The 16,348-nt window shown below is 67.9% G+C and carries 7 protein-coding genes; all 7 read left to right on the forward strand.

All coding sequences use genetic code 11. The features are described from left to right. The first annotated feature begins 255 nt into the window (after positions 1–255). The 7 genes from D3869_RS10830 to D3869_RS10860 all read left to right on the forward strand — a co-directional run bounded on the left by D3869_RS10830 (position 256) and on the right by D3869_RS10860 (position 15,783). Complete coding sequence (locus D3869_RS10830; RefSeq protein ID WP_137140052.1) at positions 256–1,137, forward strand: fumarylacetoacetate hydrolase family protein; 882 nt, start codon at positions 256–258, stop codon at positions 1,135–1,137. Positions 1,138–1,179: 42 nt separating this feature from the next. Further along, a complete protein-coding gene (locus D3869_RS10835) occupies positions 1,180–1,944 on the forward strand; it encodes an alpha/beta fold hydrolase (RefSeq protein ID WP_137140053.1) in 765 nt (254 codons plus the stop codon). Between the two features lie 156 nt (positions 1,945–2,100). After that, positions 2,101–3,372, forward strand: coding sequence for a metal-dependent hydrolase family protein (locus D3869_RS10840; RefSeq protein ID WP_137140054.1), 1,272 nt, complete (start codon positions 2,101–2,103; stop codon positions 3,370–3,372). A 127-nt stretch (positions 3,373–3,499) separates the two neighbouring features. Then, positions 3,500–4,378 (forward strand): HpcH/HpaI aldolase/citrate lyase family protein, encoded by an 879-nt coding sequence (locus D3869_RS10845; RefSeq protein WP_137140055.1) that lies wholly within the window; start codon positions 3,500–3,502, stop codon positions 4,376–4,378. 130 nt (positions 4,379–4,508) lie between these two features. Then, complete coding sequence (locus D3869_RS10850) at positions 4,509–6,218, forward strand: arylsulfatase (protein ID WP_247895622.1); 1,710 nt, start codon at positions 4,509–4,511, stop codon at positions 6,216–6,218. A gap of 80 nt (positions 6,219–6,298) precedes the next feature. Next, complete coding sequence (locus D3869_RS10855) at positions 6,299–7,348, forward strand: formylglycine-generating enzyme family protein (RefSeq protein ID WP_137140057.1); 1,050 nt, start codon at positions 6,299–6,301, stop codon at positions 7,346–7,348. Between the two features lie 356 nt (positions 7,349–7,704). Further along, positions 7,705–15,783, forward strand: a complete 8,079-nt coding sequence (locus D3869_RS10860) for a DUF4347 domain-containing protein (RefSeq protein ID WP_137140058.1) — start codon at positions 7,705–7,707, stop codon at positions 15,781–15,783. Positions 15,784–16,348 lie beyond the last annotated feature (565 nt).

A 16,348-nucleotide genomic window follows, 5' to 3' on the forward strand; every position in this document is an offset into this window, starting at 1 on the left:
ACCCGTTCCACCAGCATTCTTGATCCATTCTTCATCCAATATGGCGCCTCCGCAGCCGCCGTGCAATCTCAATCTTAGGGTTGCCAGCGCAGAGGTGGCGCAGAGGTTCAGGCAACCGGCTCAGAAAAAATGGACCAGACGCATTTTCTTCTTGACCAATTATGAGCCTTAATCGTCATATTGGATCACTTATGGCGCTGATAGCGCCGCATTGGACCCGATAATGGCTCATAATTGGATCAGCGGAGGCAGCGCATGAAATTCGTCACCTTCCAACATGATGGACGCCGCATGGTCGGGGTGATCGATCCGGACACGCAGCGGGTTTGGCCGATCGAATCCGTTCTCGGCGGGCCGGTCCGCGACATGATCGACCTCATCCGCCATTACGACGCGGCCAAGGGCGAAATGACGCTCGGCTCTGTGGGGATTCCGCTGGCCGACGTCCGTGTCGATGCGCCGATCCCGCGCCCCGACCGCAACATTTTCTGCGTCGGCAAGAACTACCACGACCATGCCCACGAGTTTACCCGCAGCGGTTTCGACGCCGGGTCGAAGGTGGCGGCCGACGCGATCCCGGAGGCGCCGATCTTCTTCACGAAGCCGCCGGAGACGGTGATCGCCAATGGTGATCCAATCCGCTATCCGCACGGGGTCAGCGACAGCCTCGACTATGAGGCCGAGCTGGGCGTGGTCATCGGCAAGGGCGGCCGCGGGATCACCAAGGCCGACGCCTACGACCATGTCTTCGGTTACGTCATCATCAACGACATGACGGCGCGTGACTGGCAGTCGCGCCATAAGCAGTGGTTCCTGGGCAAGAGCTTCGACACCTTCTGCCCGATGGGTCCCTGGCTGGTGACGGCCGACGAGGTCGACGCGGCCAATCTGGCGCTGCGCTGCTGGGTGAACGACGAACTGCGCCAGAACGCCAACACGCGCGATCTGATCTTCGACATTCCGACGATGATCGAGACCCTGTCGGCCGGAATCACGCTGTACCCCGGCGACATCATCGCTACCGGCACGCCGGCCGGGGTCGGCATCGGCTTCAACCCGCCGAAGTTCCTGAAGCCGGGCGACCGCGTGACGATCGAGATCGACGGGCTCGGCCGGCTCAGCAACATGCTCGACTGAGCACGGGCGGCCATTCTGCAACGGCAACAAGGGAAACACCTTATGGCACAGCATCCGGCTGTCGAGGTTCATGGCGCGGGCGACCCGGTGATCCTGGTCCATGGCCTGGGCGGCACCTCCAACGTGTTCACCCCGCAGGTCGGCGCGTTGTCGCGGTTCTTCCAGTGCGTGCGCTTCGACCTGCCCGGTTCCGGGCGAAGCGCCATCACCGACGACGTGTCGATTTCCGGCTTCGTCGATGCGGTCGTGGCGGTCCTCGACAGCCGCGGCATCGAGCGCGCCCATGTGGTCGGCCATTCGCTCGGCACCGTCGTGTGCCAGCATCTCGCCGTCCGCCAGCCGGAGCGGGTGCGCAGCCTGGCGTTGATCGGGCCGCTTCACGCACCGCCCGACGCCGCCCGCCCGGCTCTCCGCGACCGCGCCGCCAAGGCGCGCGCCGACGGCATGGTGGGCATCGCCGATGCGGTCGTCCAGGGCGGCACCTCGGCCGACACCAAGGCCCACCGGCCGGAAGTGGCGGCGTTCGTGCGCGAGATCCTGATGCGCCAGGACCCGGAAGGCTATGCCCGCACCTGCGAGGCCTTGGCCGCCGCCGAGCCCGCCGACGTGGCACGGATCGCCTGCCCGACGCTGCTCATCACGGGCGACGAGGACGGCACGGCGCCACCCCCGGCCGTGCGGGCGCTGGCGTCGAAGATCCCAGGGTCGACGCTGCGCATTCTCGATCGCTGCGGCCATTGGACGACGTTCGAGCGTCCGGCGGCGGTCAACGAAGCGCTGGTCAATTTCCTGTTCTCCGTCGCCTGAACGCCCTGCGGAAAAGCGCACCGCCGTGACGCGTGCCGATCACGGAAGCGGCGGTGCCGTTCGGAGGGCGGAGCCACGGTCCCGGCAAAGCCATCCGCAGCACGAACGAGACAATAAGCCGGCCAACCGGCATCCCCGATCGACCAGGAGGAAACGATGCAAACGACTCTCTTCACCAACGTGCGCGTCCTCGACAGCACCGGCGAGCAGCCTTTCGCCGGCGAAGTGCTGGTCCAAGGCAACCGCATCGCCGAGATTTCCAGACAGGAAGGGACGATCTCCCGCGACGCGCACCGCCATGTGAACGGCGGCGGCGCCACGCTGATGCCGGGCCTCATCGACTCGCACCTGCACCTGTCGTGGAACAACCAGCCCACGCTCGCGGCCATTCAGCAGATGCCGCCGGAAGAGCATGTCCTCTTCGCCGCCGACATGGCCAAGCTGGTGCTGGACGCCGGCTTCACGGCGGGCTTCGGCGCCGCCGCCGCCAAGCCCCGCCTGGACGTGGTGATCCGCAACGCGATCAACGCGGGCCAGATCCCCGGACCGCGGTACCGCGCGGCGGGCCAGGAGATCGCCACGCCCGGCGGGCTTGGCGACACCTCGCCGCCGCACATCGAGCATGAGGGCCTGAATTTCGGCATGATCGTGTCCGGGCCGGAGGAGGTCCGCCGCGCCGTCCGCAAGTTCATCAAATACGGCGTCGACAACATCAAGCTGAACCTGTCGGGCGAGGAGATCACCGGCGTCGGGGCCGAGGTGACCCCGATGGCGCGCGAAGAGATCGCGGTGGCGGTAAGCGAAGCCAAGATGCATGGGAAGACCCTGTGCGCGCACGCGCGCTCCTCCAAATCGGTCAAGCTCTGCGTCGAGTTCGGCATCGATGGCATCTTCCACGCCTCCTACGCGGACGAGGAAGCCCTGGACATGCCGGAGGCGGTGAAGGACCGGCATTTCGTGGCGCCCGGCCTGGCGTGGCTGCTCACTACGGCGCGGGAAGCGGGCGCGTATGGCATCGCCCCCGGGTCGCCGCTGTCGCAGCAGTACGAACGCGAGTTGGAGATCGCCGTCGACAGCATGAGGAAGATGCACAAGCGCGGCATCCGGGTCCTCCCCGGCGGTGACTACGGGTTCGCGTGGCAGCCGCACGGCACGAACGCCCGCGACCTCGAGATCTTCGTGAATATGCTCGGCTTCACGCCGATGGAGGCGCTGGTTGCGGCGACCCGGTATGCCGGGCAGATCATGGGCATGGGCGACGAGTTGGGCATGGTCCGGGAAGGCTGTCTGGCCGACCTGCTGCTGGTCGATGGCGATCCTCTCGCGGACGTCACCATCCTGCAGGACCGGAAGCGTCTTCTGGCGATCATGAAGGACGGCGTCTTCCACAAGGCGCCGGAAGTCCTCGCCCCGCGCGAGCGCGTCTGAAACCAAACCCGACCCGGCCGTTCCCAGCTCATCGCCTCCCGGCGGAGGCTCCGCCTTTTTTCCGGGAGCATGGACGCCCGCAGCGGCCGGGTCGCCGCACAGGCCAAGCAAAGGAGGGGGACGCGCGATGGACGATCTCGGCTGGCGCAGCGTGCTGTTTGTCCCGGCATCGCGGCCCGACCGCTTCGACAAGGCGCTCGCCGCCGGCGCCGACGCGGTCTGTGTGGATCTGGAGGACGCCGTGGCGCCGGCTCACAAGCAGGATGCCCGTGCCGCGGCCATGCGCTTCCTGGCGGATGGAGGCGACGGTGGCCCCGACCGCGTGATACGCATCAACACGCCGCGCAGCGTGGCGGGGATGCGCGACGCGCTTGCCCTCATCGAGGCGCGTCCCTCGGGTGGCGCCGTGGTCGTCCCCAAGATCGACTCGCCCGACGAGGTCGGCTGGGTCGACCAGTTGCTGACCGAGGCCGGGCTCGATCTTCGCTTGGTGGCCCAGATCGAGACGTTGCGCGGGGTCGATCAGGCCGCCGCCATCACGGCCGCGTCCCGCCGGGTGAGCGCCGTCATGTTCGGAGGCTTGGATCTGGCGGCGGAACTCGGTGTCCCGGCGTCCTGGGACGGGCTTCTGTACGGTCGATCGCGGGTCGTTCATGCCGCCGCACGGGCCGGCATCCCGGCCATCGACATGCCCTTCGTCGATGTGCGCGATGCCGAGGGCTGCCGCGCCGAGGCGCAACGCACCCTGGCTTTGGGCTTCACCGCGAAGATGGCCATCCATCCGGGCCAGGTTCCGACCATCAACGAAGCCTACACACCGACACCGGACGAGGTCGCCGACGCCGAGCGGATCGTCGCGGCCTGGAAGGACGCTCCGGACGGCGTCATTCAGCTCGACGGGAAAATGGTCGAGCGCCCGATCGTGCTCGCCATGCGGCGCACGCTGGCCCGCGCGCGGGCTCCCGAACGCGCATCCACACCGACGCGGCATGGTGATGCCGCCTGACGACCTTGCGGCTGGCGTGGGCCGGCCTGCAAAGGCGGACTTTGAAATCAGAAAGAGGGGGGAAGAGGCAATGCGCAGATCCGCATCATTCCGGGCATCATTCCGGGCGAGGCTGGCGCTGGGAGCCATCGTGGCGGTGACCGCCAGCGCCGTTCTGGCCTGCCCATCCATGGCGGCGGACGTCCGGACGGGTGCCGGCCCGTCGGGGGGCGACAAGCGTCCCAACATCCTGCTGATCCTTGCCGACGATCTGGGCTATTCGGACATCGGTGCGTTCGGCGGCGAGATCCAGACGCCCAATCTCGACGCCCTGGCGCGCTCCGGTCTCCAACTGACCAACTTCCATGTGTCGCCGGCCTGCTCGCCGACGCGGGCCATGCTGATGGCCGGCACCGACAATCATGTGGCCGGGCTGGGGACGATGGCGGAACTGCCGACGCCCGAGCAGAAAGGAAAGGCGGGCTACGAGGGCACCCTCGGCACCAACGTCGTGCCGTTCCCGGAACTGCTGCGCGACGCGGGCTACCACACCTACATGGCCGGGAAATGGCACCTGGGCATGACGGAAGAGCTCAGCCCTCCGGCGCGCGGCTTCGATCAGTCCTACGCCATGCTCCAGGGCGGGGCGGGGTTCTTCGACCAGACCGGCAACGCGCCGCCGCCCGACGGCAAGGGCACGACGAAGGCGCGCTACCGCGAGAACGGCAAGCCGGTCGAACTGCCGAAGATCGACTACACGACGAATTTCTACACGGACAAGGTCATCGAATACATCGGCAGCAACAAGGCCGATGGGAAACCCTTCTTTGCCTATGCGGCCTACACGGCGCCGCACTTCCCCCTGCAGGCGCCCGACCACCTCATCGAGAAGTACAAGGACACCTACAAGGCGGGATACGAGGTCATCCGGAACGAGCGCTTCAAGCGCATGCAGGCGGCAGGGCTGATTCCGGCCACCATGACGCCGTCCGAGCCGCCCGCGCACTGGCCGAAATGGGAGCAGCTTTCCCAGCAGCAGAAGGATGTCGAAGCGCGCCGGATGGCGGTTTACGCGGCCATGGTCGATGCCCTGGACCAGAACGTCGGCCGGCTGGTGTCCTACCTGAAGGAGATCGGCGAGTTCGACAACACCATCATCGTCTTCCTGTCCGACAATGGCGCCGAGGGGAACGACATTCTCGACCTCGTCCCCGCCGCGTGGGTCGAGGAGACCTTCGACAACAGCCTGGACAACATCGGACGGCCGGGTTCCTACGTCGGCTATGGGCCGGGCTGGGGCCATGTGAGCGCCGCCCCCTTCCGCCTGTTCAAGGCGTTCCCGACCGAGGGCGGCGTGCGGTCGCCGACCATCATTTCGTACCCCAAGCTGGCGCATCGCGGAAAGATCGACGGCCAGATCGCCTCGGTGATGGATCTGGCGCCGACCTTTCTCGAGGCCGCCGGGGTCAAGCACCCCGGAAGCAGCCACAAGGGGCGCGCCGTCCATCCCATGCAGGGAACCTCCCTCTGGCCCTACCTGAACGGGCGGTCCGATCGCGCCCACCCGAAGGATTACGCGTTGGGTATGGAGCTGTTCGGCCGTGCCTCCGTCAAGAAGGGCGACTGGAAGCTGGTCTGGGTGAACCAGCCCTGGGGAACCGGCGGCTGGGAACTCTACAATCTTGCCGACGATCCCGGCGAGACCCGCAACCTCGTCGATGCCCGGCCGGAAAAGGCCAAGGACATGATGGCCTCCTGGAATGAGTACCGGGAGAAGAACGGCGTGATCTTCGATGAGAAGATCGCCGGCCAGCTTCAGTACAGCAATGGCACGCGCTACTACCAGGAGCTTGAGTGGTAAGCGATGCGACCTCGGCGGCCGGGCATGCACGGCCGCCGGCCACGACCGGGATGCGGCCGACCGCAAGGAAAGACAGACTCATGGTCAACAAAAACGCAGTCTTCATCACGGCGCTTGTGACGGCTGGATTTGGTGTTGCCACGGGACTGGGGATGTTCGCTTGGCCTGTTCAGGCCCCCGCCATGCCAAACGTCGCGCAGGACGTGCTGTGCGACGGCTCCGCCGCGACCCCTGCCATGAATAAGGCGCCTCCCGGCATGGTGTGGATTCCGGGAGGGGAAACCCGGATTGGTTCCGACGAGCACTACCGCGAGGAGGGGCCGGTGACGCGGGTGAGCGTCGATGGCTTCTGGATGGACCGGACCGAAGTCACCAACGCCCAGTTCCGCCGGTTCGTCGAGGCGACGGGGTACGCCACCGAGGCGGAACGCCTCGTGGACGGAACCGGCGCCGGTGCGCGGCGGCTGGCCGGCTCCGTGGTCTTCGTCGATCCGACCTCCCAGGCAGGGAGGAGCGACACGTGGTGGCACCTGGTTCCCGAGGCGAACTGGCGCCATCCGGAAGGCCCCGGCAGCGACATCAGGGGGCGGGAGAACCACCCCGTGGTGCATGTCACGTACAACGATGCGGTCGCGTATGCGCGATGGCTCGGTCGGGAACTCCCCACCGAGGCGCAGTGGGAACACGCGGCCCGGGGCGGGCTGGATGGGGCGCCATACGCTTGGGGCGGCGAGTTCACGCCTCAGGGCGTGGCGATGGCCAACACGTGGCAGGGGTTTTTCCCGATCCAGAACACGCGGGGCGACGGCTATCTGGCGACCGCCCCCGTGGGCTGCTTCACGGCGAATGGTTACGGGCTGCGGGATATGATCGGCAATGTCTGGGAATGGACGTCGGATTGGTATCGGCCGCGGCATGACGGTCTGGGGGGCGTCAACCCGACCGGTCCCCGGCAAGAGGACAGTTACGACCCCCGACAGCCCGGGGTCCCCAGCCGGGTGATCAAAGGAGGTTCCTTCCTCTGCGCGCAGAACTTCTGCCAGCGGTACCGGCCGGCGTCACGCCACCCGCAGGAAGCCGGCCTGGGAGCAAGCCATCTGGGGTTCCGGACGGTGCTGAATGCGAGGTAGGGCCGGCGCCGCGATGGACGTTGGTCGGGACATCGTGGCAACCGGGTCGAGCCGTTTCGACGGCCGGTTTGCTCCAGCCTTGCATCCTTGGCCTTTTCTTTGCGCTCCGACGGCGCCGATTAACCAGAGGTAGGGGCAGGAGCGTGCCCTGTTCCGAGCCGCCCATCAGGGTGTACGGGACTTCCTGGCGTTGTGACAAAATATTTCAATTTTTGACATAACGCTCTGTCGATTGAACACGCAATAGGCCTTCTGATAGATAGAAATTTGTCGGCAATCTATCTATTGCAAAACAATCTTTACGCGAATGCGATAGGCCGGTTGCCCTAAGCGATGGAAACAGCAAGGGCACAGTCATGGACACGACCAACCTCATCGCTTCCACCGTCACCTGGACGATTCAGCGTCCTGCCGATCCCACCGCCAACGGCGGGCGCCTGGAGGCCGTGTTCATCGATACCGGCCTTGCCGATTGGCAGACGCTCATGGCGGGCGTGGCGGCGGGGATCGAGATCGTGCTCCTCGACGGCTCGGCGGACGGGTTGGCCCAGATGGCGGCTTGGGCGGCGGGGCGGTCGGGTTATGACGCCATCCATGTGCTGAGCCATGGCGCCGCTGGACGGGTCCGGCTGGGCGCGCTCCTGCTCGACACCGCCGCCGTGGCGGACCGCTCCGCCGAGCTGGCCGCGCTCGGCGGCGCCCTGACGCAAACGGGCGACCTGCTGCTCTACGGCTGCGATGTGGCGGGCGGAAGCGGCGCGTCCTTCATCGCCGCCTTGGCCGAAGCGACCGGAGCAGACGTCGCCGCTTCCACCGACCGGACGGGCAGCTTCGCCATCGGGGCGAACTGGACCCTGGAAGCCGGGACCGGTAGCCTGGAAGCCTCTTCCCTGGCGGTTCAAAGCTATGCCTATGCGCTGGACACCCTCACCGGCGGCGCCAACAACGACACGCTGACCGGCACTGCCGGCAACGACGTGATCAATGGCAACGACGGCAACGACAGCCTCCTCGGCGGCGACGGCGCCGACACCATCAACGGCGGTAACGGCAACGACACCATCTCCGGCGGTGACGGCAACGACAGCCTGGACGGCGGTGCGGGTGACGACAAGCTGAACGGCGAGGTCGGCAACGACACGCTGAACGGGGGTGATGGCAACGACAGCCTGGTGGGCGGCGCCGGAAACGACGTACTCAACGGCGATGCCGGCAACGACACGATCCAGGCCGGCGATGGCGACGACACGATCGAGGGCGGCGCCGGCAACGACACCATCGTTGGCGGGGCCGGAAACGATTCCATTGTCGGCGGAGCCGGGAACGACGTCATCGGCTACACCAGCGGCTCCGAACTCGGCGCCGGCGATTTCATCGACACCGGGGACGGCAACGACATCATCCGCTTCTACAGCACGACGCCTGGCGACACGCTGGTTCTTCCCAGCACCCTGACGGATTCGAACAACACCCTCACCGTTGCCATCACGGGTGGATACAGCAGCCAGACCACCACCACGGGGCTGAAAATCGACGCGTCCGCCGTGACGCTCTCGGGCCGTCTCACGATAAATGGCGGCGGCGGGTCCGACGTGCTCACCGGCACGGCGCAGGCCGACTCGCTCAAAGGCGGAAACGGCGACGACACGCTCAACGGCGGGGCCGGCAACGACACCCTGAACGGCGAGGCCGGAACCGACGTGCTCGACGGCGGCGCCGGGGACGACATTTTCCTCGACCCCAACGGCGACGTCATCAAGACGCTGGAAAGCGGCGATGTCATCCGGCTGACCGGTGGCGCCGCCAAGGCCCTCACCTCCAGCCATCTGCAATACGACAGCGGCACCAAGACGCTGACGGTGGACTGGGACAAGAACGGAACCTTCGGGGGAGGGAGCGACGTCGTCATCACCTTCACCAACGCGCCGAGCCTGACGACCTTCTCGGTCACCGACATCGACATCTACGCCGACATCCGGATGGGGGCCGCCCAGACCGGCCCGACCGTCACGGACGGGAACATCGCCATCTCCGGCGGCACCGGCACCGGTGGCGCCTACAAGATCGGCGATACGGTCACGGCGACGTGGGACAACACGCTGGGCGGCGACAACAACACCGACACGCTGACCGGCGTGACGATGGACTTCAGCCAGTTCGGCGGTGGTTCGGCGGTCGCGGCAACCAACAGCAACGGCGTCTGGACCGCGACCTACACCATCGCGGCCGGCGCCATCGACGCCACCAACCGCAATGTGTCGGTCACCGCGACCACGGCCTCGGGCAGCACCACGCAAGCCGACGGCACCAACGCCACGGTGGACAATGTGGCGCCCACGCTGACGCTGGGCAACATGGCGGGCCAGGCGTCGCTGGTCGGCACGAACAGCACGCTGCGCATCGGCAGCACGGTGACGGCGATCTGGGACAACAGCAGCAGCGGCGACGGAAGCGACAACACCGACACGATCGCCGGCGTGACGGCGGATTTCAGCCAGTTCGGCGGCGGTTCCGCGGTTGCCATGACGAACAGCGGCGACGTCTGGACCGCGACCTACACCATCGTCGCCGGCAGCTTCGACACCACCGGCCGCAACGTCTCGATCACGGTCACCGACAACGCCGGCAACAGCAAGACGCTGACCGACACCGCCAACCACAAGCTGGACAACGTGGCGCCCACGGTGACGGAGGCCAACATCGCCATCTCCGGCGGTACCGGCACCGGCGGCGCCTACAAGATCGGCGATACGGTCACGGCGACATGGGACAACACGCTGGGCGGTGACAACAACACCGACACGCTGACCGGCGTGACGATGGACTTCAGCCAGTTCGGCGGTGGTTCGGCGGTCGCGGCGACCAACAGCAACGGCGTCTGGACCGCCACCTACACCATCACGGCGGGCTCCATCGACGCCACCAACCGCAACGTGTCCGTGTCCGTCACCGACAACGCCGGCAACAAGACCACCACCGCCGACGCCGCCAACGCCATCCTGGACAATCAGGCGCCCAAGGTCACCGATCCGGCGATTTCCATCTCCGGCGGGACGGGAACCGGCGGCGCCTACAAGATCGGCGACACCGTTACGATGACGTGGAACAACACGGTTAGCGGCGACAACAACACCGACACGCTGGCCAGCGTCACGGTGGACTTCAGCCAGTTCGGCGGCGGCTCCGCGGTCGCGGCGACCAACAGCAACGGCGTCTGGACCGCGACCCACGCCATCACGTCGGCACCCGGCGGCACCGCGAACCTCAACGTGTCGGTCACCGCCACCGACAACGCCGGCAACGTGAAGACGACGGCGGACACCACCAACGCAACGCTGGAGGTCGCCGTGCCCACGGTGACGGACGGCAACATCGCGATCTCCGGCGGCAGCGGCACCGGCGGCGCCTACAAGATCGGCGACACCGTCACCGCGACCTGGGACAACACGATCGACGGCGACAACAACACCGACACCGTGTCCGGTGTGACGATGGACTTCAGCCAGTTCGGCGGCGGTTCGGCGGTCGCGGCGACCAACAGCAACGGCGTCTGGACCGCCACCTACACCATCACCTCCGGGGCCATCGACGACACGAGCCGCAACGTTTCGGTCTCCGCCTCTCTGGCAGGTGGCGGCACGAAGACGACGGCCGACACGACCAACGCCACGGTGGACAACGTGGCGCCCACGGTGACCGACGGCCACTTGTCGATCTCCGGCGCGACCGGGACCGGGGGCGCCTTCAAGATCGGCGACACCGTCACCGCGACCTGGGACGACACGCTGCTCAACGGCGACAACAACACCGACACGCTGTCCGGCGTGACGTTCGATCTCTCCGCCTTCGGCGGCGGGAGCGCGGTGGCCGGCGTCAACAACGGCGGCGTCTGGACGGCGACCCACACCATCACCGCCGGCGCCATTGACGCCACCAACCGCAACGTCTCGGTGACCGTCACCGACGATGCCGGCAACGCGAAGACGACGGCGGACACCAGCAACGCCACGGTGGACAGCATCGCGCCCACCGTCACCGACGCGAACATTTCGATCTCCGGCGCGACCGGGACCGGCGGGGCCTACAAGATCGGCGACACCGTCACGGTGGTCTGGAACGGCACCGCCGACGGCAACACCGACACGCTGGCGGGCGTAACGGTGGACTTCAGCCAATTCGGCGGCGGCTCCGCGGTTGCTGCGACCAACAGCAACGGCGTCTGGACCGCCACCCACACGATCACCAGCGGTTCCATCGACGCCACCGGCCGCAATGTGTCCGTCACCGCCATCGACGACGCCGGCAACACGAAGACCGGCATCGACAGCAGCAACGCCGTCGTGGACAACCGGGAGCCGTGGGCGAGGGACAGCTTCATCGCGATCTCCGGCGGCACCGGCACCGGCGGGGCCTACAAGATCGGCGACACCGTCACCGCCACCTGGGACAACAGGACGGTGGTGGGAGACAACAACACCGATTCCCTGACCAGCGTGACGTTCGACTTCTCCGCCTTTGGCGGCGGCAGCGCGGTCGCGGCGACCCAGACCGGCGACATCTGGACGGCGACCTACACGATCACGGCCGGTTCCATCGACGCCGCCAACCGCAACGTCTCGATCACCGTGACGGACGATGCCGGCAACACGGCCACGGGGACCGACACGACAAACGCCAGGGTGGACAACGTCGGCCTCACCGTCACCGACGCGAACATTTCCATCTCCGGCGGGACCGGAACCGGCGGCGCCTTCAAGGCCGGCGACACCGTCACCATGACGTGGGACAACACGCTGAGCGGCGACAACAACACCGACACGCTGGCCGGCGTGACGGTGGACTTCAGCCAGTTCGGCGGTGGCTCCGCGGTTGCCGCGACCAACAGCAACGGCGTGTGGACGGCCACCTACACCATCACCGGCGGTTCCGTCGACGCGACGGGCCGCAACGTCTCCGTGACCGTCACCGACGATGCCGGCAACACGACCACGCGGGCCGACACGGCCAACGCCACGCTGGACAACGTCGCCCCCACCGTCACCGACGCGAACATCTCGATCTCCGGCGGGACCGGCACCGGCGGCGCCTTCAAGGCCGGCGACACGGTCACCGCAACCTGGGACAACACGCTCGCCGGCGACAACAACACCGACACGCTGGCGGGCGTGACGGTGGACTTCAGCCAGTTCGGCGGCGGCTCCGCGGTTGCCGCGACCAACAGCAACGGCGTCTGGACCGCGACCTACACGATCACCGCGGGCTCCATCGATGCCACGGGCCGCAATGTTTCGGTTTCCGTTACCGATGACGCCGGCAACACGGCCACGCGGGCGGACGGCACGAACGCCAGTGTGGACAACGTCGCCCCCACGGTGACGGACGCGGCGATCTCCATCTCCGGGGGTTCGGGCCCAGGCGGCGCCTACAAGGCTGGCGACACCGTCACCATGACGTGGAACAACACGCTGAGCGGTGACAACAACACCGACACGCTGGCCGGTGTGACGGTGGACTTCAGCCAGTTCGGCGGCGGCTCCGCAATCGCGGCGACCAACAGCAACGGCGTGTGGACGGCCACCCACACCATCACCACCGGTTCGCTGGAGGCGGCCAACCGCAACGTTTCGGTCACCGTGACCGACAATGCGGGCAACGTCACCACGCGGGCGGACACGACCAACGCCACGGTGGACAACGCGCCGCCCGCCGCGCCGGCCATCACCGGCTTCTCCAGCGACACCGGAAGCTCGTCCAGCGACCACCTGACCAACGACACCACACTGGTGCTGAGCGGCACGGCGGAGGCCAACGCCCTGGTGACCGTCAAGCTGGGAGGGAACTCCATCGGCACGGCGAACGCCAACGGGTCCGGCGCCTGGACCTTCGACTACACCGGCTCGGTTCTGCCGGCGGGCACGCACAGCTTCACCGCCACAGCCACCGACGCCGCGGGCAACGTGTCCACGGCCTCGTCGCCCTTCACCGTCACGGTGGACACCGGCGCCCCGTCCGCCACCCTGACGCTGAGCGACACCAGCCTGGACGAGACGGGGGCCGCGACCCTCACCATCACCTTCACCGAGGCTCCGGTCGGCTTCGCGCTCGACGACCTGTCGGTGAGCGACGCCACCCTGTCCAACCTGACGGTCCAGGCGGGCTCCAACGGGCTGGTCTACACCGCCACCCTGACGCCGAACCTGGACGTTGAGGCGACGGGCCGCACCGTCACGCTCGGCACCGGCTGGACCGACGCGGCGGGCAACGCGCCGGCGGCCACGGCGTCCTCCCCCGCCTTCTCCATCGACACGCTGGGCGCGGCGGGCGTCATCGCCACCCCGTCCGGAACGGTGACCAGCGAGGCCGGCGGCGCCGTCACCGTCGCCGTCGTCCTGGCGACCCGGCCGCGCGGCGACGTGACCATTCCGCTGTCGGTCTCAAGGCCCGGCGAGGCGCAGATCTCGGTCGGCAGCCTGACCTTCACCGCGGCCAATTGGGACACCCCGCAGACGGTCACGGTCACCGGCCTGGACGACGGCGTGAACGATGGCGCGCAGGCCTACAGCCTCGTGCTTGGCGCGATCACCAGCACCGACAGCCGCTACGCCGGGCTCGATCCGGCGGACGTGGCGCTGAGCAACGCCGACGACGATCCGCCGTCCATCGCGCTCGCCACGGCCACCCGCGACGACCGCACCACCGGCGACCCCACGGCCCGGCTCACCGGCACCGCGGACGCCGGCTCGAAGGTGGAGGCGTGGCGCGACCTGGACAACGACGGCGTCCTCGATCCGGAGGACACGCTGCTGACCTCGGTCCAGCTCGGAGCGGGGGAGACGGCCTTTACGATCGACGTGCCGCTGCCGAGCAACGCGCTGACCGACCTCATCCTGGTGGCGGTGGACGCCGATGGGCACCGCTCCGCTCCGCTCGACGTGACCCAGCGCTTCCGCACGGTGGAGACCGGTTCCGGCACCAACGTCACCAACGAAAGCAGTGTGGACAGCGGCGGCAACGAGCGGGTGGACGTCGAGGCGGTGTCGGAGCAGGCCGGTGCGTTCGCCGAGGTGGTGCTGACCGACCAGACCGAGGACGACGGCGAGCCCATGCTGACGGCCAGCGTGTCGGCGGGCACCCGGTTGGTTGCCAGCGGCCCGGCGACGCAGCAGAGCAGCGCGGCGGCCGGCCAGACGCTCGGCGCCAGCCTGCTGACGCTCGCCGCCAGCGCTGACGAGACCGAAAAGGCCGCGTTGCAGGAACTCGCCTCCCGGATGCCGGCGGCCACCACCGCTCTCGGCTCGGCGACGCCGGTCACGGTGCGGCAGATCGTGGTGACCGCCAGTTCGGGCGGCGCGACCACCGGTCCGGTGACCATCCGCGGCACGGCGGACCAGGGCGACGGTGTCGCAGCGGTCGTGCTGGACACCCGGCAGGCCGCGGGCAGCACCGAGGTCAACCTCGACAACGTCAGCATCGCGGTGGTCCTGGGCGAGGCGCGGATCGGCGGCGGTGCCGGCAACAACGCGGCCTACGGCGACTCCAGCGCCCAGTTCATGCGCATGGGGCCCGGCGACGACACGCTGTCGGGCGGCGGCGGCAACGACACCATCGCCTCCACCACCGGCAACGACCTTTTGTCCGGCGACGACGGCGACGATCTGGTGCACGGCGGGGATGACAACGACACCGTGATCGGCGGCACCGGCAACGACACGGTCGGCGGCGGCACCGGCAACGACTATGTGTTCGGCGGCACCGGTGACGACATGCTGTTCGGCGAGGACGGCGAGGACTGGGTGATCGGCGGTGATGGCCGAGACATCCTGTCCGGCGGAGCCGGCAATGACCTGCTGTTCGGCGAGGCCGGCAACGACACCGTCTTCGGCGGCGACGGCAACGACATCGCCTTTGGCCAAGAGGGCGACGATATTCTGTCGATGGAGGCCGGAAACGACATTGTGGACGGCGGCGACGGCAGCGATACCCTTTTCGGCGGCGATGGCAACGACACCCTCTTTGGCGGGGCCGGTGCGGACCTGCTGTCGCTGGATGCCGGAAACGACATCACGGACGGCGGGGCGGGTGACGACACGCTGCTCGGCGGGGCCGGCAACGACACCCTCTTCGGCGGGGCCGGTGCGGACCTGATCGACGGCGGGGCGGGCAACGACGTGATCTTCCTCATCGAGGGTGCCGACACCGTGTGGGGCGGAGCCGGAAGCGACCTCTTCGCGCTCGGCACCGGGGGCGGTGGATCGGTGGTGATGGACTTCACCGCGGGCACCGACCGGCTGGCCCTGACCGACAGTTCGATCAGCCTCGCCGGCGTGATCGCCTCGGCGCGGGTCGTCGGCGGCAGCACGGTGCTCGACCTGCGGCCCGGCAGCAGCGTCACCATCCAGGGCCAGACCGGGGATGTCGCGCGCTGGTTCGCCTGACCGGCCGGTTGGGCGGCCTCCGCACCCCCGGAGGTCGCCCGCCCGTGAGACAGGCCGCCCCTTCCCCCACCGGCGGACGCCGAATCCCCGGTGGAGCGTCGGGCTCGCCTCTGAACGGGTCACCGCACGAAAGTGAGCAAACTGCCGGGATGGGGGAACGCGGCATGGCCGAAAACGGCGTTTCCAGGCCATGGTGAGGTCCGCCTGCCGGACATGGGTCCCGAGGCGGCCGTTCATCGACGCTGGTGATCGGTGCCCGCCGATGGGTTCGGTCCGTACATCCGCGCAACAGCCCGCCCCTGGCGATCGTCGTCGAGTGAGCTGATGTAATGGCAAGGCGGCCACCCATCACATCAGCTCTCGCCCCGGTCTTCACGCCGGCTGGCTGAAGACCACGACGGATGGCAGGCCTCCTTTGAACCGCTCCACCTCGGCAACCCCGGTGTGCCCGCAATTGGCCTGCGCCAGCTTCGAGGTCGACCGCCCGGTCGTCAGGTTGTTGACGTCCCCGTACCGGCACGGGCTGCCGATTTCCCGCGCGTTCGCCGGATCGAACCATTCCCCC

Source organism: Azospirillum brasilense (genome assembly GCF_005222205.1).
Lineage (GTDB): Bacteria > Pseudomonadota > Alphaproteobacteria > Azospirillales > Azospirillaceae > Azospirillum > Azospirillum brasilense_G.

What these genes read in the sequence shown, in the direction of transcription:
- D3869_RS10830 (WP_137140052.1), top strand. Translation starts at nt 256, where the DNA reads ATGAAATTCGTCACCTTCCAACATGATGGACGCCGCATGGTCGGGGTG.
- D3869_RS10835 (WP_137140053.1), top strand. Translation starts at nt 1,180, where the DNA reads ATGGCACAGCATCCGGCTGTCGAGGTTCATGGCGCGGGCGACCCGGTG.
- D3869_RS10840 (WP_137140054.1), top strand. Translation starts at nt 2,101, where the DNA reads ATGCAAACGACTCTCTTCACCAACGTGCGCGTCCTCGACAGCACCGGC.
- D3869_RS10845 (WP_137140055.1), top strand. Translation starts at nt 3,500, where the DNA reads ATGGACGATCTCGGCTGGCGCAGCGTGCTGTTTGTCCCGGCATCGCGG.
- D3869_RS10855 (WP_137140057.1), top strand. Translation starts at nt 6,299, where the DNA reads ATGGTCAACAAAAACGCAGTCTTCATCACGGCGCTTGTGACGGCTGGA.
- D3869_RS10860 (WP_137140058.1), top strand. Translation starts at nt 7,705, where the DNA reads ATGGACACGACCAACCTCATCGCTTCCACCGTCACCTGGACGATTCAG.